Origin of the sequence: Endozoicomonas atrinae (genome assembly GCF_001647025.1) — a bacterium.
In the GTDB taxonomy this organism is placed as follows: Bacteria; Pseudomonadota; Gammaproteobacteria; order Pseudomonadales; family Endozoicomonadaceae; genus Endozoicomonas; species Endozoicomonas atrinae.
On the sequence record NZ_LUKQ02000105.1, the window covers coordinates 1 to 18,760 of the forward strand.

19 protein-coding genes are annotated in these 18,760 nt (G+C 48.5%); 17 read left to right on the forward strand and 2 right to left on the reverse strand.

All coding sequences use genetic code 11. The features are described from left to right. Positions 1-111: 111 nt before the first annotated feature. Complete coding sequence (locus AK963_RS15150; RefSeq protein ID WP_066016289.1) at positions 112-615, reverse strand: hypothetical protein; 504 nt, start codon at positions 613-615, stop codon at positions 112-114. A 1,381-nt stretch (positions 616-1,996) separates the two neighbouring features. Between AK963_RS15150 and iscR the strand changes: the two genes are divergently transcribed. The 8 genes from iscR to iscX all read left to right on the forward strand — a co-directional run bounded on the left by iscR (position 1,997) and on the right by iscX (position 7,936). Beyond that, positions 1,997-2,467, forward strand: a complete 471-nt coding sequence (gene iscR, locus AK963_RS15155) for a Fe-S cluster assembly transcriptional regulator IscR (RefSeq protein WP_066016290.1) — start codon at positions 1,997-1,999, stop codon at positions 2,465-2,467. A gap of 111 nt (positions 2,468-2,578) precedes the next feature. Continuing rightward, a complete protein-coding gene (locus AK963_RS15160; RefSeq protein WP_066016305.1) occupies positions 2,579-3,793 on the forward strand; it encodes an IscS subfamily cysteine desulfurase in 1,215 nt (404 codons plus the stop codon). Positions 3,794-3,855: 62 nt separating this feature from the next. Beyond that, positions 3,856-4,260 (forward strand): Fe-S cluster assembly scaffold IscU, encoded by a 405-nt coding sequence (iscU, locus tag AK963_RS15165; protein ID WP_066016291.1) that lies wholly within the window; start codon positions 3,856-3,858, stop codon positions 4,258-4,260. Positions 4,261-4,364: 104 nt separating this feature from the next. Continuing rightward, on the forward strand, positions 4,365-4,697 hold the full coding sequence (iscA, locus tag AK963_RS15170) for an iron-sulfur cluster assembly protein IscA (RefSeq protein ID WP_066016292.1): 333 nt from the start codon (positions 4,365-4,367) through the stop codon (positions 4,695-4,697). A gap of 176 nt (positions 4,698-4,873) precedes the next feature. Then, complete coding sequence (gene hscB, locus AK963_RS15175) at positions 4,874-5,416, forward strand: Fe-S protein assembly co-chaperone HscB (protein WP_238593744.1); 543 nt, start codon at positions 4,874-4,876, stop codon at positions 5,414-5,416. A 21-nt stretch (positions 5,417-5,437) separates the two neighbouring features. Further along, positions 5,438-7,315 (forward strand): Fe-S protein assembly chaperone HscA, encoded by a 1,878-nt coding sequence (hscA, locus tag AK963_RS15180; RefSeq protein WP_066016294.1) that lies wholly within the window; start codon positions 5,438-5,440, stop codon positions 7,313-7,315. Between the two features lie 2 nt (positions 7,316-7,317). Next, the gene (fdx, locus tag AK963_RS15185; protein WP_066016295.1) at positions 7,318-7,656 is read left to right on the forward strand and encodes an ISC system 2Fe-2S type ferredoxin; all 339 of its coding nucleotides are present in this window, start codon (positions 7,318-7,320) and stop codon (positions 7,654-7,656) included. 76 nt (positions 7,657-7,732) lie between these two features. Beyond that, positions 7,733-7,936, forward strand: a complete 204-nt coding sequence (gene iscX, locus AK963_RS15190) for a Fe-S cluster assembly protein IscX (protein WP_066016296.1) — start codon at positions 7,733-7,735, stop codon at positions 7,934-7,936. Positions 7,937-8,087: 151 nt separating this feature from the next. On the opposite strand, the gene AK963_RS15195 is transcribed toward iscX, so the two are convergent. Then, entirely contained in the window at positions 8,088-8,939 is an 852-nt protein-coding gene (locus AK963_RS15195) for a hypothetical protein (RefSeq protein ID WP_066016297.1), read from the reverse strand. Between the two features lie 580 nt (positions 8,940-9,519). Here AK963_RS15195 and ndk point away from each other — a divergent pair. From ndk to AK963_RS15240, 9 genes are all read left to right on the forward strand, one after another. Then, complete coding sequence (gene ndk, locus AK963_RS15200) at positions 9,520-9,951, forward strand: nucleoside-diphosphate kinase (protein ID WP_066016298.1); 432 nt, start codon at positions 9,520-9,522, stop codon at positions 9,949-9,951. A 117-nt stretch (positions 9,952-10,068) separates the two neighbouring features. Next, entirely contained in the window at positions 10,069-11,220 is a 1,152-nt protein-coding gene (gene rlmN / locus AK963_RS15205) for a dual-specificity RNA methyltransferase RlmN (protein WP_066016299.1), read from the forward strand. A 124-nt stretch (positions 11,221-11,344) separates the two neighbouring features. Further along, a complete protein-coding gene (gene pilW, locus AK963_RS15210) occupies positions 11,345-12,106 on the forward strand; it encodes a type IV pilus biogenesis/stability protein PilW (RefSeq protein WP_066016300.1) in 762 nt (253 codons plus the stop codon). Further along, positions 12,099-13,070 (forward strand): RodZ domain-containing protein, encoded by a 972-nt coding sequence (locus AK963_RS15215; RefSeq protein WP_066016301.1) that lies wholly within the window; start codon positions 12,099-12,101, stop codon positions 13,068-13,070. The genes pilW and AK963_RS15215 overlap by 8 nt, the downstream gene beginning before the upstream one ends. Positions 13,071-13,263: 193 nt before the next feature. Continuing rightward, on the forward strand, positions 13,264-14,541 hold the full coding sequence (hisS, locus tag AK963_RS15220; protein WP_175404533.1) for a histidine--tRNA ligase: 1,278 nt from the start codon (positions 13,264-13,266) through the stop codon (positions 14,539-14,541). A 77-nt stretch (positions 14,542-14,618) separates the two neighbouring features. After that, positions 14,619-15,308, forward strand: a complete 690-nt coding sequence (locus tag AK963_RS15225) for a YfgM family protein (RefSeq protein ID WP_066016302.1) — start codon at positions 14,619-14,621, stop codon at positions 15,306-15,308. Positions 15,309-15,312: 4 nt separating this feature from the next. Next, positions 15,313-16,479, forward strand: a complete 1,167-nt coding sequence (bamB, locus tag AK963_RS15230; RefSeq protein ID WP_066016303.1) for an outer membrane protein assembly factor BamB — start codon at positions 15,313-15,315, stop codon at positions 16,477-16,479. Positions 16,480-16,634: 155 nt separating this feature from the next. Continuing rightward, positions 16,635-18,059, forward strand: coding sequence for a ribosome biogenesis GTPase Der (der, locus tag AK963_RS15235; protein WP_066016307.1), 1,425 nt, complete (start codon positions 16,635-16,637; stop codon positions 18,057-18,059). A gap of 17 nt (positions 18,060-18,076) precedes the next feature. After that, on the forward strand, positions 18,077-18,424 hold the full coding sequence (locus AK963_RS15240) for a cupin domain-containing protein (RefSeq protein WP_066016304.1): 348 nt from the start codon (positions 18,077-18,079) through the stop codon (positions 18,422-18,424). The last annotated feature ends 336 nt before the right edge of the window (positions 18,425-18,760 follow it).

The following is an 18,760-nucleotide window of genomic DNA, read 5'->3' on the forward strand; positions in this document are numbered from 1 at the left end:
ATCATCCTGAGTTTTAATCTGACTGGCTATTTGATCTACCAGTTTTTCGTTGATTTCAACGCTCATTGTTATTCTCCATTTTGGAGTATTAACGACAAGCGTTTACACAATTTAAATTACATTCCCGCTGGAGGTAAACTTGCCTGATGAGTCGGGTTGGAAAAAGCGCTGCTCATCGAAAGATGTGATTGCTCTTCGTTCATCATTAAAAAACGCGCCGCCCTCAGTGTTTAGAAATAGTGCTTGCAGATTTCTGCATAATTCTTCATTGGGTAGTGTGTCATGAGCTTTTGATGAAGATAATCTTTCTCTTGCGCTCAAGGTGGGGGTTTTTCGTTCTTTCGAAAAACTATCTAACGGAGTGGTAGTTCTACTTGCAAGACTTTTTGTCGCTTCTGGAAGCTCCATATAAAAATTTTGAGCCAGTTTTACGCTGGCTGCGGTGCAATCTATTTCGCTTACTTCTTCGTTAAAAATACATACAACTTTATAATTGCCGTTAACCAGGTATGGCTGTCCGTTTGTTTGCTCTAAATGGTATTTTCCTGATTGGAGGTTATTTCTGATTGATTCCTGACTGCTTAGAATTAGAGCAGCTCTTAATGATGAGTCCATGTAATGTAATCCTTTAGTTAAATGATCAGGGGTAGTTATTATTTGTTGGTTTGGGTGGTTGGCATCCTAGCTGTCAATATAGTGTTTTTCACTAACAGTTGTGTTAGAGCTGTTGACGTTCATTAAGTTGCAGTATTCTGGTTAGTGCTTTTTGAGTTTCCAGTCCTCCCGTTGTATAAAATTCCTGTTGAACAGATGGGCTGATTTTGGGCCATCAGCATGAGCTTTCAAAACCCCGAATTAAGCACGCATTTACTCGACCGACAGCTTGGTTTAGCCAGACAATACAGCAAAGAGAATACCAAATTATCGCACCTTGTAAGGGGGTGCGGTACCCATGCTCGGCGAGGTGTTTAGAGGCAAAAGCTGACAGATTGCTGAGTTGTCAGGGTATGAAAAAAGATATATGTATCAACGTTTTCTGTGCTGGGAGGGACTGGAAAGTATTATGCAGCGCGAGGGAGCGGAGGGAGAGCGCGTGCGATTACAGCGAATTGCCTTGGCGGTTGTGAGCCTGAAGGGCAGTGTTATTAAGTGTTACTAAAAATGGCTTGGCTTCAATCCGTTAGCTGAAATAGCTTCTCTCGTATCTGTGTTCTAAAGGAAAATCGTCGATTCATTCATTGCTCAGGGCTTCGGAGAGCTGTGGTATCGGCATATGACACTCGTCATGTATGGCTCATGCGTTTCTTGCTTTAACAGGATCGCAGTGTAAAGAAAACAGCCCGGCCAGACCTGTTACAAAGGCTTTGGTGTCAGGTTGGTCGGGATTATGAAGGTACTACCAGTTAAATGCGATGAAGTAACACAAGCGATGCTAGGCGCTCGATTTTGTGTGGCTGTAAGGTAGGGATGTTGTCTAGCCAGTCTGACAGCTATTGAGCAATATGATTATCAGTGCAGACAAGATCGAGCTGTAGTGTATCTTTTTAGATTGTATTCAAACCATGCTGATGTTCGCCTCGCTTGGTTAAGTCTGACGGGCTCATGACTTGATTACTGGCAGGCCTGCTGCTTTGGTGCCAAATCCTGAAGATTTGTCGGTTATAACACTGCTTTTATTATGAGCATGAATTTCGCGTCAGGCCTGAGAATTAATAACTGCTTTTGAAAGTTAGCTCTTGTTTCTATAAAATGCCGAAAAATTATATGAAGCTGTTTTTTAAAATCTTTTTATATCTCCGCTTTATTTGACTATTCGCTTCTGTTTTATCTCTAATAGTTGACTATTTTGCTAAGGTATTGCATAATTTCATGCAGATACCTTGAGTCTGTGAAGATTCTGCTGCTGGGAGAGTCGCAGTTTAGAATCATGGACTTAAAGTAATTGGGAACTGATACAAGAGTGATAATTCTGCCTGAATAGCAAGAGAGATGCTGTATGAGATTGACGACCAAAGGACGTTATGCGGTGACCGCCATGCTGGATCTGGCACTTCATGCCGATCAGGGGCCGGTTTCTCTCGCAGATATATCGGATCGTCAGGGGATATCTCTCTCTTACCTGGAACAACTGTTTTCCAAACTCCGTCGTGGTGATCTGGTTTGCAGTGTGCGGGGACCCGGGGGAGGGTACCGGCTCAGTCGTGGCACTGACGCTATTTATGTTGCTCAGGTGATTGATGCAGTCAATGAGTCCGTAGACGCGACAAAGTGCAAGGGTACAGGCGGTTGCCAGAAAGGGGTAACCTGTTTGACCCACCACTTGTGGCAGGACCTGAGTGAGCAGATTCATTCGTTTCTTGGAGGGATCAGCCTCGCTGATCTTGTTGCGCGCAGGGAAGTGCAAAATGTTGCTATTCGTCAGGATGAGCAGCAAGACAACAAAATTGCCGCTGACACCATTCTGTGAGGAATCTTTTTTAACGCGTTTTTAAAAAAGAGGAATGTGTAGGGGCATGATGATTTTAACCCTTTGCGAATCAAGGGCATTGAGCGTACTGACCGCCTGGAGATGTACCAGATGAAATTACCTATTTATCTCGATTATTCCGCAACAACACCGGTTGACCCGAGAGTGGCTGAGAAGATGATTCAGTGCCTCTCTCTTGAAGGTAATTTCGGTAACCCGGCTTCCCGCTCCCATGTTTTCGGCTGGCGTGCTGAAGAGGCTGTCGAAGATGCCCGTCGTCAGGTTGCAGATCTTATTCACGCTGACCCAAGAGAGATTGTCTGGACATCCGGTGCAACCGAATCCGACAACCTGGCCATCAAGGGTGTCGCCCATTTTTACAGTAAAAAGGGCAAGCACGTTATCACATCCCGCATTGAGCATAAGGCCGTACTGGACACTTGTCGCCAGTTGGAGCGGGAGGGATTTGAAGTCACTTACCTGGATCCTGATAGCGACGGTCTGATCACACCTGAGATGGTGGAAAAGGCGCTGCGAGATGACACCATTCTGGTTAGTTTGATGCACGTCAATAATGAGATTGGTGTGATCAATGATATTGAAGCGATCGGTGATCTGACCCGTTCGCGCAAGGTTGTCTTCCATGTGGATGCAGCACAAAGCGCCGGAAAAATCCCGCTGAATATGGAAACCATGAAGGTGGATCTGCTGTCTATTTCTGCCCATAAACTCTATGGCCCGAAAGGCATTGGAGCCCTTTATGTTCGCCGTAAGCCTCGTATTCGTCTGGAAGCCCAGATGCATGGAGGTGGTCATGAGCGGGGTATGCGCTCCGGTACTCTGGCAACTCACCAAATTGTTGGGATAGGTGAGGCCTGTCGTATCGCTGCAGCGGAGATGGATTCTGAAAGAACACGTCTGGCTGGGCTGAAAGAGAGAGTGCTCTCCCAGTTGTCCGATCTGGAAGAAGTTCATGTTAATGGGTCTCTTGAGCAGAGAGTTCCGGGGATTCTGAATATCAGCTTTGCCTTTGTTGAAGGGGAGTCTCTGATGATGTCCCTGAAAGACCTTGCCATCTCGTCTGGCTCGGCATGTACATCTGCCAGTCTTGAGCCTTCTTATGTGCTGAGAGCCCTGGGTTTAAGTGATGAGCTGGCTCACAGTTCCCTGAGAATCAGTCTGGGTCGATTTACTACAGAAGCTGAAGTGGATCACGCTGTTTCTGAGATTCGCGAAGCGGTTGCAAAACTCAGAGAACTGTCCCCTCTGTGGGATATGTACAAAGACGGTGTTGATTTAAGCCAGGTTGAGTGGGTTGCGCATTAACGCTCAGGGTTAACAGAATTTAGGGGTAGGCACTGAGGTGAGCTGCCCCGGAGGAGAGGAAAATGGCATACAGCGAAAAGGTTATCGATCACTACGAGAATCCGCGCAACGTAGGCAAGCTTGACCAGGATTCTCAAAGTGTGGGTACTGGCATGGTCGGTGCTCCAGCATGTGGAGACGTGATGCGTCTTCAGATTCAGGTTAACGATGAAGGCGTCATTGAAGATGCTCGCTTCAAAACCTATGGGTGTGGCTCTGCCATTGCTTCAAGCTCCCTGGCAACAGAATGGATGAAGGGCAAGACGCTGGATGAGGCGGCGACCATCAAGAATACTGATATTGCGGAAGAGCTTGCGCTGCCACCTGTAAAAATTCACTGTTCAGTTCTGGCTGAAGATGCTATCAAGGCGGCAATTGACGACTATCGAGCCAAGCAGAAGCATGATGACGCAGCTCCAGCTGCCTGATGTTGTCTCTGGTAGTGTATTGAAGCCCTGTAGTTAAGTATTAAGTAGTGCAGGATTGTAGCCGGTGGAATCGGTTGATTTCCCGGAAGTGGATGGAGTATTAAATGGCAATTACCGTAACCGAAGCGGCTGCCCGTCATATCAGGGGGCAGCTTACCCGAAGAGGCAAGGGACTCGGCATCAGGCTGGGTGTACGTACTTCGGGATGCTCTGGTATGGCCTATGTCCTTGAGTTTGTGGATGTAGTTGATGAAGGTGATCAGGTTTTTGAAGATCACGAAGTCAAAGTGTTTGTTGACCCAAAGAGTCTGGTTTATCTGGATGGCACAGAGCTGGACTTTGTAAAGGAAGGGCTCAATGAAGGCTTGCAGTTTAACAATCCGAATGCTGCCAGTGAGTGTGGTTGCGGTGAAAGCTTTAATGTTGATGCTGGCTGACGGTGATTCTGAAGCTCTCTGGCTTCGTTAATACTGTTAAAGAAGTCGGCTGAGACTGCTGATTTGCCTTCCGGCCCGGCTGGTTCACACTGGTCGGGCCTTATTTATTTAAGGGGCACTTATTTTCATGTTGAATGCTCCAGTATGTCATTCATGACTTGGGATTTGATTACGTTGTGGTTGATTTAACCAAAAACTATTTTGAGCTTTTTGAGTTGCCTGTTTCCTGTCAGGTTGATCAGCAACGGCTGTCCAGTCAATATCGGGCGTTACAGCGTGCAGTGCATCCTGACCGGTTTGCTGGTGATGATGATCGTCAGCAGCGCCTCTCTATTCAATATGCTTCCCATGTTAATGAGGCCTTTAATACTTTGAAGCAGCCGTTGAGCAGGGCGATCTATTTGCTGAAACTGTCTGGGCGCGATGTTGATATGGAGCGCAACACCATCATGGAGCCAGTGTTTCTGATGGAACAGATGGAGTTGCGTGAGTCTGTTGCTGATATCAAGTCCAGAAAAAACCCTGAACAGGAAGTGGAGCGACTGGCTGGTCAGGTGGATGCGGATATTCATCGATACCTTCAGAAGTTTGAAGGTTTCTGGGTATCTGGAACAGATCAGGATCTTGATCAGGCAGAAACGGTTGTAAGAAAGATGCAGTTCATGGTAAAGCTGGCGGCTGAATTGGAACAGCTGGAATCCGAGTTGTTGGACGACTAATCAGGAAGAGAAGAGGCAGATATGGCGTTACTGCAGATTTCCGAGCCGGGACAGGCTCCGGAACCTCATCAATACAAGCGTGCTGTAGGCATTGACCTGGGCACCACCAACTCCCTGGTCGCTTCTGTTCGATCAGGTGTTGGGGAAACGCTTCCTGATATCGATGGAAATCATACCTTACCTTCCGTTGTTCACTATGGAGAGCAGAGGGTTGATGTCGGCAATGCCGCTAAAGCCAGTGCTCTGGTTGACCCGGAAAATACCATTATCTCTGTCAAGCGAATGATGGGTCGTGGGCTCGAGGATGTGGATGCCCTTGGTGGTGTGTTGCCCTACCAGTTTGTCACCGATGCTTCGGGAAACAGTGAAGGCATGCCGTTCATCAAAACCCGGCGGGGTGATGTCAGTCCCGTGGAAGTGTCTGCTGAGATTCTCCGTTCTCTGGTTGGTCGTGCAGAAGAGACATTGGGTGGCGACCTTGATGGTGCAGTGATTACTGTGCCAGCGTATTTTGATGACGCCCAGAGGCAGGCAACAAAAGATGCTGCCAGGCTTGCAGGGTTGAAAGTCTATCGTCTGTTGAATGAGCCTACTGCGGCTGCCGTTGCTTATGGCCTGGATCAGGGGGGCGAAGGTATTATCGCTGTTTACGACCTTGGCGGCGGAACGTTTGATATCTCGATTTTGCGTCTGGAAAAAGGCGTTTTTGAAGTGATGGCTACCGGTGGTGATACTGCCCTGGGTGGTGATGACTTTGATCGGATGGTGGCGCGCTGGATGCTTCGTGAGGCGGGGGTTGATGAGTCTTCCATTAACTCACTGCAGCTTCGGGAGGCGATGGTTGAGGCTTGTCGGGCTAAGGAAGCCTTGACCTCCGGGACTGACGTTGAGGTCAGCTTTGGGGAGTGGCGTGGGACGCTTTCCCGTGAGCAGTTTAACGAACTGGTGGACCCGTTGGTTGACCGTACCATTCGTGCGTTCAAGCGGTCCCTTCGGGATGCGGGGCTGAAAGCCAATGAGATTGATGAAGTGGTGATGGTGGGTGGCTCTACCCGCGTACCCAGGGTTCGTGAGAGGGTTGAGGCGTTTTCCGGCAGGCAGCCGTTGACATCGATTGACCCTGATAGGGTCGTGGCTGTGGGTGCCGCTCTTCAGGCGAATGTTCTGGCTGGAAATAAATCAGCAGAAGATATGCTCCTGCTGGATGTTATTCCGCTCTCCCTGGGGCTGGAAACCATGGGCGGCCTGATGGAAAAGGTAATCCATCGAAATACCACTATTCCTGTCAGTCGAGCCCAGGAATTTACGACCTACAAAGATGGTCAGACGGCAATGGCCATTCATGTCTTCCAGGGTGAGCGTGAACTGATTCGCGATAACCGTTCTCTTGCCCGGTTTGAGTTGCGTGGGATTCCCGCTATGCCTGCAGGCGGCGCTAAAATCCGTGTGACCTTTCAGGTGGATGCTGATGGTCTGCTCAGTGTTGCTGCTGAGGAGCTGTCAACTGGGGTTAAGAGCAGTATTCAAGTGAAGCCTTCCTATGGTCTCAGTGATTCAGATATTTCCCGAATGCTGAAAGATTCCTTTGAGCATGCTGGTGATGACCGTGATGCAAGGGCGTTGCTCGAGCAGCAGGTTGAGGCGGATCGTGTAATTGAGGCACTGGTGGTTGCACTGGATAAGGACGGTCAGACATTGCTGAGCAAAGATGAATATGCTTCATTGTTGGCAGATCTTGAGTCGCTGAAACAGTGTCGTGAAATCGGTGATGCCAAGGCCATTGCCAGCGAAATTGAACGTATTGGTAAGTCCAGTGAAGAATTTGCTGCCCGTCGAATGAATCAAGGTATTCGTCAGGCTCTTTCCGGACAGAAGTTAGATGATTTGGAGGAGTTCTGATTATGACTCGTATCGTTTTTCTACCTCACGATGAGCTGTGTCCGGAAGGTGCGGTAATTGAAGCAGAGCCAGGCGTTACGGTGTGTGACGCAGCATTGAAGCATGGTATTGAGATCGAACATGCCTGTGAAAAGTCCTGTGCCTGTACCACCTGTCATGTCATTGTCAGAGAAGGCTTTGACAGCATGGAGGAACCGGATGAGCTCGAAGAGGATATGCTGGACAAGGCTTGGGGGCTTGAGCCTGAGTCCCGACTAAGCTGTCAGGCTGTTGTGGGTGATGAGGAGTTGGTGGTGGAGATTCCTAAATACACCATTAACCAGGTTTCTGAGCGTCGTTGATTTCTGTTTCTGGTCTGCCTGGGGCATTTAGTGCTTGGTTCCGGGCAAGATCTATCAATGATCATGGAGTGGGGAAATGAGTTTAAAGTGGTCGGATGTTTATGATATCGCCATTGAGCTTTATGAGGCATATCCGGATGTGGATCCCAAGTATGTCAATTTTGTTGACCTGAGAAGCTGGATTCTGGCGCTGGACAGTTTTGAAGATGATCCTGAACGCTGTGGCGAAAAGGTTCTTGAGGCCATTCAGATGGCGTGGATTGAAGAGTCTTCTGATTAAAAGCTTGTGAACTTTGCTGTTACAGCAGATGTTGGCGTGAGCTGGAGTGGTTCAGGTTGATCGCTTTCAGGCCTGCCCGGTGAAAAGAGCAGGCTTTTGAAGCACCTTCGCAACGCATGCAAGTCTTGTAACCCTCTCTTGGATGGGATGCTCAATTAGCAACTTGCTCTATAACGCATAATTTAAGGAGATCACGCCATCCTTTTTCGCTGAAATGACAACCTTCGGTTGTTGCTCTTCCACTCGCATCAAAGTAACTGTCGCTGCTGAGTATTATTCTCTCCAGTTTGTTGAGTCTGCATGGATTGTCTGCAAAAACTTGATTCAAGTGTCTCCGGGTTTTTTTGGTGTTTTTAGGCAAAGCGTTTGTACTTAGGTCATTTCGCATCGGTGTAGACAAGCCATCATTGACAGAGCATCTAGCCTGAAGAGTCATTTTAGAAAAATCTATTTTTCGCAGGTATCTTTTAGTGTTGATGCCGTTGTCAGTCAGTATTTTTTTCATGATTTTTTTTGTTTGGTGAGCGTCGATTGTTCCTTCGAGTGGGGGCGCTATACAAGCTCCTGCAACTCCGGCTACCGCTAGATTTGCAATCCCGGCCGGGGTGGCAATGGAGGCAGTTCCTATAGCCAGTGCTGGAACAACTCCTAGCACTTTGCTAGCGCATATGGCGGCATTGATATGTACCTGTCTTCTGGCCAGCAGATATGCATCAGCAGCCGCTGCCAGTTTGGCGTTTCTGTGTTCGATGCTCTTGATCTCCAAGCAGGCATTGGCTCTAAGAAAACTCCCTGCCCAGCAAAATCCAATGGGTTTTCTAACGTAAATTGTTTTGTTTTCAATGGTCCTTAACGTCTCTTTACCACAAGGAAAAGGATGTGTGTAAGGTTTGCTCTCACTGTATTTCTTTAGTTTTTTTGATTGCTCGGGGTTCTCAATGTATGTTTCGTTTTGTGCATTTCCGATAATTGGAATCATTTTGTTTTTCTCCGATCCTGTCATGAGTTCTTTTTTGGTGGGCCAAGTAACGTCTGGTTAAAAAAGCGGTTAAGTGGGCCTTGCGCTTAAAGCTCCACTGTATGGGTAACTTCACCCCTCTCACGGTCAAATAAATGACCATGACCGACATGTCGGTCACCCCCCCTCATCATGAAAATCAGACCCTGCCACAAACATTGTGGCGCAGAGCCTGACAGTGGTGGTTATCTTTGTGGTAGCTTCCAGACCCTGAATGCCAATAAAAAGGCTCTCTGACAGAAGTGCATTCGCTTGTTGCTCTTGGGAATGCAAGGGGTAATCTGGTTTCAGAAAACAGCTACGCTACCTACCGATATCGGGGGGGCGTGCTTGGACAGTCGGGCTAAAAAAAAGTTCCATAGTGATGGTTTTCGGGCGTTTTTAGTCAATTCCAATGGCGTTAAGGTGGTGATTTGAATCTGTACCAAATCAGGAACTGACACTATGGATTCTATTGTATACAATACTGCCAGAACTCCGGCTATGGACAGTTGAGAGAGTCGTACGTTTTTAATAAGTAATAACAATCCCGAAAGGGCACGAAAATGACAATCTGGAGATCGTAATGGCGGTAGAGCGCACTTTATCCATTATAAAACCTGATGCAGTAGCCAAGAGTGTCATCGGTAAAATCCTTGCTCGTTTTGAGCAGTCCGGGTTGAATGTTGTGGCGACCAAGATGCTTCATCTCTCTGATGAGCAGGCTGGCGGCTTTTATGCTGAACACAAAGAGCGTCCGTTCTATAAGGACCTGGTTGCTTTTATGACTTCAGGACCTGTCGTTGTATCAGTTCTTGAAGGTGAGAATGCAGTAGCCCTGAATCGTGAATTGATGGGGGCTACCAATCCGAAAGAGGCCGCAGAAGGCACTATTCGGGCTGATTTTGCAGAAACTATCGATGAAAATGCGGTTCATGGATCTGACTCGGCGACATCTGCTGAGCGTGAAGTGGCCTACTTCTTCGAGGGTTCGGAGATTTGCCCCAGAACGCGTTAACTGAATCAGGTCACTGACAAGATATAAGTTTACAGTGGCCTGGCAGTGTTCGGGGTGAGCGTGAAAATATAAGCCATCAGGGGGGAGGCCCTCTGATGGCTTTGAGGTATTAATAAGATGTCAGAATTGATCGAGCCATCTATCGATCAGGCCAGTGAGCTGGTTGGTGAACAGACAAGAGTTAATTTGCTGGGGCTTTCACGAAAAAAAATGGAAGCCTACTTTCTCACTATTGGTGAGAAAAAGTTTCGTGCTGAGCAGGTCTTGAAGTGGATTCATCATCATCGGGTTGATAATTTCGATGATATGACGAACATCAGCAAATCGCTTCGTGAGCGGCTTAAAGCCAGTGCTGAAATTCGCGGCCCAGAGGTGGTCAGCAGCCACTTTTCTGAGGATGGGACCTGTAAGTGGGTTGTCCGGGTAGCCAGTGGCAGCTGTGTTGAAACCGTATTTATTCCTGACAATGGGCGTGGAACCCTGTGTGTATCTTCCCAGGCAGGTTGTTCCCTGGATTGCAGTTTCTGCTCTACGGGTAAGCAGGGTTTTAACTCTGACCTGACGGTGGCTGAAATCATTGGGCAGGTGTGGGTTGCCGCACGTCATTTTGGAAATGTACCGGCCAAGATGGACCGATCAATTACCAATGTGGTCATGATGGGTATGGGTGAGCCATTGATGAACTTCGACAATGTCGTTGATGCAATGGACCTGATGATGGACGACCTTGGTTATGGACTTTCAAAGCGTCGGGTAACGTTGAGTACATCAGGCGTAGTGCCAGCGCTGAGAAAGTTAAGTGAGGTGTCTAATGTTTCACTGGCAGTGTCACTGCATGCGCCAAATAATGAGCTGAGAAATCAACTGGTTCCGATCAACCGGAAATACCCGTTGGATCAGCTGCTTGATGCAATTCATCATTACATGAACAGTTTGACGGACAGCAAACGTGTCGTTACGATCGAGTATACATTGCTTGCTGGCGTTAATGATCAACCAGAACATGCGCAGCAGCTGATTGCTTTGCTGAACGATGTGCCCTGCAAGGTAAACCTTATTCCTTTCAATCCATTTCCTCATTCAGGATATGAAAGACCAAGTAATAATGCAGTGAGACGGTTTCAGGAAAGTTTGCAGCTGGCTGGTTTTAATGTCACCGTAAGAAAGACAAGAGGTGACGATATCGACGCTGCCTGCGGTCAGTTGGTGGGCAATGTAATGGATAAGACCCGGCGCAGTGAACGCTACATAGCAGCCAGGCAGGTATAAAAGGCTGTCCGGGGTGCATCTGTCATCCCGTAGGGCTGTTCGTTACCGGTCTGCAATCTTGAGGGTGCTATTCTCGAACACAGTGTCCAGGATATATTTTAAAATCGCAAATGTGGGGATAAGCATGGGAGTCAAATTGAGGCCCATTGCATTACTGTTTTCTGTATCTCTGGCACTGACGGGCTGTGTCACCACTGACAGTCGGCCTGTGAATGAGAACAGGGCAGTGGTGGACTATATGAACCTTGCCAGAGGCTATCTTCAGGAAGGTTACTCAGAGAGAGCGGTAAGACCTCTGGAAAGAGCCCTTGAGATCGAACCAGACTCGGCCAGTGTTCATGGTATGCTGGGCATGGCTTATCAGCGTCAGGGGGAAGATCAGCTTGCTGAGAGGGCGTTCAACAGGGCGCTCGCCATTGATCCTGATGCCTCTGACATACGCAATAATTTTGGCGCTTTCCTTTTCTCCAGAAACCGGCTTCAGGACGCTTATCACCAGTTTGAGCTGGCTTCGAAGGATGTCGCCTACTCCCAGCGCAGCCGAACCTTTGAAAACATGGGTATTGTTGCTTTGCGGATGGGGCGGTCTTCATTGGCTGTTGAGCACTTTACCAGGGCGCTTCGTCTGAACAGTAACTTACCAAGAGCCAATCTGGAACTTGCCACTATCTACAAAGAACAGGGCAATCTCTACAAAGGGTGGCAGCATTACCAGGCCTTTGATGAAGCGGCTGAGCAGAGTGCGCGCAGCTTGTTACTGGGTATTGAGCTGGCAACGGCAAATCGGGCCCAGGGTAAAGCGGCCAGTTATGCGTTGAGGTTGGAAAGACTTTATCCTGGCTCTAAAGAGCTGAAGCAATATCGGAGTCGATTGGGTTATGAGTGAACAGGATACTCAGCAGGAAGAAGCCATTCAGACGTTTGCTCCGGGTACTGTGCTCGCTCAGGCTCGTAACAGTCAGGGACTTTCTATCCCTGAAGTGGCTGAAAACCTTAAGATTACGGAAAGTTATGTAAAGGCTATTGAGGAGAGCATGTTTGATGTGCTACCGCAGGCGGCCTTTGTCCGTGGCTATATTCGGAATTATGCCAAGCTGGTAGGGCTTAATGGTGAAGATCTGGTTAAGGACTTTGACCATTTTATTGGTATTGATGGGCTGGAATCTCCCCGCTTGCAGGGGGCAAAAAAATTGAAGCCACTGCGAGCTCACAGTGCGCCTTCTCCAGTATATGCGCTTGCGCTATTGTTGCTTGTGTCGCTGGGGGGGCTTGGCTATTACCTCTGGAATAACTGGCTGGGCATCGAACCTGTGGCTGAGGTGGCCATCAGCGAAGAGATGACTGAAGAAATGCCCGAGCCCCTGGTTAATACTGAGAGTGTTCCTCCTCTGACACCTATCGGAGACATTGGTGATGAGCTGGTGGAGGAGGATATCTCAACTCATGATGCTACCGTCGCAAAAGATGAGTCCGGTCAGGAAAAAGAAGAACCTGTTCTGAAAGAGGTTCAGCCAGAGTTCCCTCCAATTGCCCTGGATAGCTCAGAGGTGGTTGATGCAACGTCAGGGGATGAGCAAAATAAACCTGTTGCTGACCTTGCCAGGCCTCTTGTCATTGATTTCTCAGAAGATTGTTGGGTTGAAATCAAGGATGCTACCGGTGAGGTGCTTATTTCAGCAGTGCAGAAGGCTGGATCTTCCCTTAATCTCGATGTTTTTCCTCCAGTGAATCTGCGGTTCGGCAATACGCCGGGTGTAGAGAATATCCTGCTGGATGGTAAGTCTGTGGCGAAACCGAGCTCGAGTACTCGAGTGGCCAGCGTTTTGTTGACAGGCAATGGCCAGGGGTAGATAAATAATCCTTTAAGCGAATTCCTTTCGGTGAATAAACACTCTTCAGCGATGGGCGCTCTTTTATCAGAGGGCTGTGGGATTGTCACACAAAGGCGTTAACGGTTATAGTTGCCCATTTTCAAGCCATATCTCCTGTTCCTGATGAGCCAGGTGATGTTATGTGGTGTTTTTAGGTAGAGGACATTTGAACTTGGGCAAGCAGCTTCAAGCCATCCGTGGGATGAATGATATTCTTCCCGAACAGACCCCTGTCTGGCAGTACCTTGAGCAGCAGGTGCGCTCTGTCCTGACCAATTATGGTTATCAGGAAATCCGGATTCCGATTGTTGAAAGCTCCGCCCTGTTCAGTCGGGGTATTGGCTCTGGTACGGATATTGTTGAGAAAGAGATGTACACCTTTGAAGATCGCAATGGTGATAAGCTTTCTCTTCGTCCTGAGGCTACTGCAGGGGTTGTTCGTGCAGGTATTCAGCAGGGCCTGTTTTACAACCAGATTCAACGGTTGTGGACTTCTGGGCCAATGTTTCGTTACGAGCGCCCTCAAAAAGGCCGCTATCGTCAGTTTCATCAGATCAGTGTTGAAGCCTATGGCATGGCCGGTCCGGATATCGACGCGGAAATGATCATGATGACGGCGCGATTCTGGCATAAGCTTGGTCTGTCAAAACATGTCACGCTGGAGTTGAATACTCTCGGCACTCTGGAAGCCCGCGTCCGATATCGCGAAGCGCTGGTCACTTATCTTCAGGATTATGAGTCAGAACTGGATGATGACAGTCGTCGTCGCCTGACCATCAACCCACTGAGAATCCTGGACAGCAAAGACTCTAACACTCAGAAGATTGTTGCCGGTGCTCCTGAGCTGTTTGACTATCTGGATGAAGAGTCGCAGGTACACTTTGCGCAGTTAAAGCAGATTCTGGATGAGGCGGGTGTTGCTTATCGCGTTAATCCAAGACTGGTCCGTGGCCTTGATTATTATGGAAGAACCGTTTTTGAATGGGTGACAGAAAGTTTGGGGGCCCAGGGTACCGTGTGTGCCGGAGGTCGTTATGATGTCCTGGTTGAGATGTTAGGTGGAAAGCCTGCCCCTGCCGTAGGCTTTGCCATGGGTATTGAACGTCTGGTATTGATGCTGGAAACCCTTCAGTTGCTGCCGGAAACTGTCTCTAACCGGGTGGATGTGGCGGTGGTGGCTGTTGGTGAGGGTGTTGGTCACAGGGTGCTTCCTGTGGTGGAGAGGCTTCGTGATGCGTTACCAGAACTGAAGCTTCTGATGAATTGCGGCGGTGGCGGCTTTAAAGCACAAATGAAACGTGCAGACCGCAGTGGTGCTGCCTATGCTCTCATACTGGGTGAAGATGAACTGGTCGCCGGGATGGTAACTGTGAAGTCCCTGAGGACTGATGAAGCCCAGCAGCAGCTGCCAATCGCTGACGTAGCCGGACATTTGCAAAAAGTATTATAGAATACCGCTGTTCAGTAAACTGCTTGTTGAAATGAGTGTGCTGTTAACGGTTTCAGGAAAGAAGTCAGGAGTAAAGGGTGAGTTACCAATCTGATGAAGAGCAGGTTGAACTGCTTAAGAATCTATGGAAAGACTATGGTCAGCCTGTTGTGCTGGGAGTTGCCATTACACTGGCAGCGGTTTCCGGTTACAACTACTGGCAGAAGACACAGCAGCAGGAAATTTCTGAAGCTTCAGGGCTTTATCAGAATTTACTGGATACTTTGTCTCTGGATCAGCAGACTCAGCTTGCAGCGCCTCTGACTGAGGAGCAGAAGGCGACAGTAAGTCACGTTGTTTCTTCTTTGCAGAATGATTATGCGAGCAGTCAGTATGCGGCGTTTGCCACGCTCTTTCTGGCTCAGCAGCAAGTGCAGGATGACCAGTTGAGTGCTGCCCGGGCTTCCCTTGAGTGGGTTCTGGCTCAGAAACCTGCGGATGAAGTTCAGACAATGGCCAGTGTTCGGCTGGCAAGGGTACTGTTGAGTGAGTCCTCCGGGAATGGCCAGCAGGCTCTTGATATTCTGACCAAGCTCAATGCTGGCAAGTCTTACGAAGCAACAGTGGAGTCAGCAAAGGGTGATGCTTACCTCGCTCTTGGTGACCGCAAGCAGGCGGAGACAGCGTACCAAAAGGCAGTTGATGCAGCACAGGATAATGGTTTGAACCGTCCGTTACTGCAGCTCAAGTTGGACGATCTTGCAGCGATGGCACCTCAGGAGGGGTAACAAAATGGAGAGGTTATTCAGGGGCTCTTTGATTCTTCTGCTGATGCTGGGGCTTTCTGCATGCAGTCTTTTTTCATCGGAGGAAGAGGAGGTGAGAACTCCCAAGCCTCTCCAGACTATTGCTGAGGAAAAGGTCAAGCTGGTTGAAGTGTGGTCCAGAGGTGTTGGTAAAGGTGTTGGGAAGCGATTCGAAAGCCTGAAGCCGGCGATGGATGGCGATAAAATCTTTGTTTCCGGTGCAGAAGGCACTGTTTTTGCCCTTGAGCGTGATACCGGAAAGGAAGTCTGGAAGAAAAAACTCAATACCCGTATTGGTGGTGGCGTCAGTGCTGCAGCGGGTATGGTGCTTCTGGGGACGCTGGACGGTGAAGTTATTGCCCTGAACCAGGAGAATGGCGATGAGCTCTGGAAAGAGAGGGTAAGTAGCGAGATTCTCAGTGCGCCTGTAACGGATGGTTTTTATGTCGCTGTTCAGAGTATTGATGACCGGCTGACCGTGCTTGATGCTGAGAGTGGTCAGTATCTTTGGCGCCAGGAGGCGCTTCAGCCGGCACTGACGTTAAGAGGTTCTGCTTCACCGCTGATGTTCAGTGAAGCGGTGTTTGCCGGGTTTGCCAGTGGAGAAGCAAAAGCCTTCCGCCTGAAAAATGGTGCACCGCTCTGGAGTTCTCGAGTTGCTGCGCCTAAGGGCAGTACTGAGCTCGAACGCATGGTTGACATCAAAGGTGCTCCTTTGATCAATGGTGACACGATTTTCTTTGTCAGTTTCCAGGGTAATGTTGCAGGGCTGGATCTTTATAGTGGTCGAGTTCGCTGGGCAAAAGAACTGTCCAGTTATGAATCGATGACAGAAGGTTTTGGTTCGATCTATCTGACTAGTGAAGAGAGTTATGTCAGTTCGATTGACCAGAGAACCGGCGCCTCTAACTGGAGACAGGAAGATTTTGAGTTCCGTCAGCTATCTGCGCCAGCTGCATTCAGCAGTTATGTAGTGGTTGGTGATGGTGAAGGTTATGTTCATTTATTGTCGCAGGTTGATGGCAGTCAGGCTGGCCGTTTCAAGGCTGATTCTTCTGCGATCAAAGCTCAGCCCCTGGTGGATGGTGAATTAATCCTGGTGTTGTCGGCTGATGGTGAACTGGTTGCCTTGAAGGAAAAAGCTTCCGAATAATCGGAAGTCAGTGGCCTATCTGTTAAGAGTGTTGTCGGGCTGAACCTTTAATAGGGTTCGGCCCGTTTTCAATTTCGGTCTTACGACCGATGCGCTGGGAGCGTCTTGTTCTGGATGGTTTCCCCGCTGCGTACTTTGTAATTTTGGTAAATCTTATGGTTCCTGTAATTGCCCTGGTGGGTCGGCCAAACGTTGGCAAGTCCACCCTTTTTAACCGTCTGACCCGCTCCCGGGATGCTTTGGTAGCCAATGTGGCCGGGTTAACCCGAGACCGGAAATACGGTGAGGGCAAGGTTGGTTCGCATCCCTATATTGTCGTGGATACTGGCGGTATCTCGGGTGATGAAGAGGGGATTGACTCTGCAATGGCAGAGCAGTCTCTGGCGGCCATCAATGAGGCGGATGTTGTCCTGTTTCTGGTTGATGCCCGGGCTGGGTTGACTGCTGCTGATGAAATGATTGCTTTGCACCTTCGCAAGCAGGGGAAGAAGTATCACCTTGTACTTAATAAAGTGGACAGGGTTGATGCGGAACAGGCTGAGACAGATTTTGCTTCGCTGGGTATTGGTGATGCCTATCATATCGCAGCCGTGCATGGGCGTGGCGTCAGCAATATGATTAATGACGTTCTACTGGAGTGTGCTGATGGTGAGGCTGAAGAGTCTGATGAGCTGTCAACGAGGCCAAGAGGTATCAAAATTGGTATCGTTGGTCGTCCGAATGTCGGCAAATCCACGCTTGTTAATCGCCTGTTAGGCGAAGAGCGTGTTGTTGTTTACGATCAGGCGGGAACAACACGTGACAGCGTTTACATTCCTTATGAGCGTTTTGGTCAGGACTATACACTGATTGATACTGCGGGCGTCCGCAGACGAGGCAAGGTGTCCGAATCTATTGAAAAGTTTTCGGTAATCAAGACTCTTCAGGCGATTGAAGATGCCAATGTTGTGGTTCTGGTGCTGGATGCCCGTGAAGGTATTGTAGAGCAGGATCTGCATCTGCTGGGCTTTGTTCTGGACGCTGGGCGTGCAGTGGTCATTGCGCTGAATAAGTGGGATGGCATGCAAGAAGAGCATAAAACGCAAGTAAAGGAAGAGCTAAAGCGTCGACTTGGTTTTATCAACTATGCCCGAATTCATATGATTTCGGCAAAACACGGTACCGGTGTTGGTAATCTTTATGACTCTATTGAAGAGGCATATGAAGCGGCTACCAGTAAGCTGTCGACCAATCGATTGACGCGAATTCTGGAAGATGCCGTTAAGGAGCACCAGCCTCCCATGGTTAACAATCGCCGGATTAAGCTGCGTTACTGTCATGCTGGAGCCATGAATCCTCCAACGATTATCATTCATGGTAATCAGACTGAGCGTGTGCCGGCGGCTTATCGACGTTATCTTGAAAACACGTTTCGTAAAGTATTGAAGATAATGGGAACTCCTATTCGAATTGAGTTCCGCTCGGGTGATAACCCGTATGCAGAAACCAAGGAGCTTGATCAGAGGCAGGCCCATCGCAAGCGCAGAGTTGAAAAATCTGCACAGTTTGCCAAAGATAAACGTAAGACAAAACGTTCCTGATAGCTCAGGGGTAATCGATGAAAAACAATCTGTTCGAACACATACCTGCAGAACTGCCTGAAGAGTATTTTGAGACTCTGCAGGAGTCGGGTGCTGTTAAGATAGAGCGGATTGTCTCCCGTGGTCATACGACTCCAATAGGGGAGTGGTATGACCAGTCCTGGGATGAGTGGGTGGTTTTGTTGAGTGGTTCTGCTGTGCTGGAGTTTGAGGAGGGTTGGGACCCGGTTTTACTTAGACCCGGCGATTATATTATGTTGCCTGCAGGCCTCCGTCATAGAGTTTCCAGAACCGATAGGAATGCGGACAGTGTCTGGTTAGCTGTACACTTTAATCCTTATGTTCAAAATAAGGGTTGTAGGTGAGTGTATCCCGAAATGGGTCTCTGAATTGTAGGTTGAAGCGCGTCATTCCATTTTTGGCAAATATCGAATTTTTCCAAAACTCAGGAGTGTCTGAATATACTTTACTGACTCCATGAAAAAGTTGACCCCCATTAAATAGCAGGGCGTCTCCTGATTTCACTCTGATGTAATTTCTCTCGGAATCAGGCTCTTGTCTGACGGACTGTGTAATACCAATTCCATTTTTAAATTATGAAATAACAGCCCATGAACGGGAGCATAGACTTTTCAATCGGCCAACTTCAGAAAGTAATTCATTCCATGCCTCACAGCATTTATTGATAATATCTTCATAGT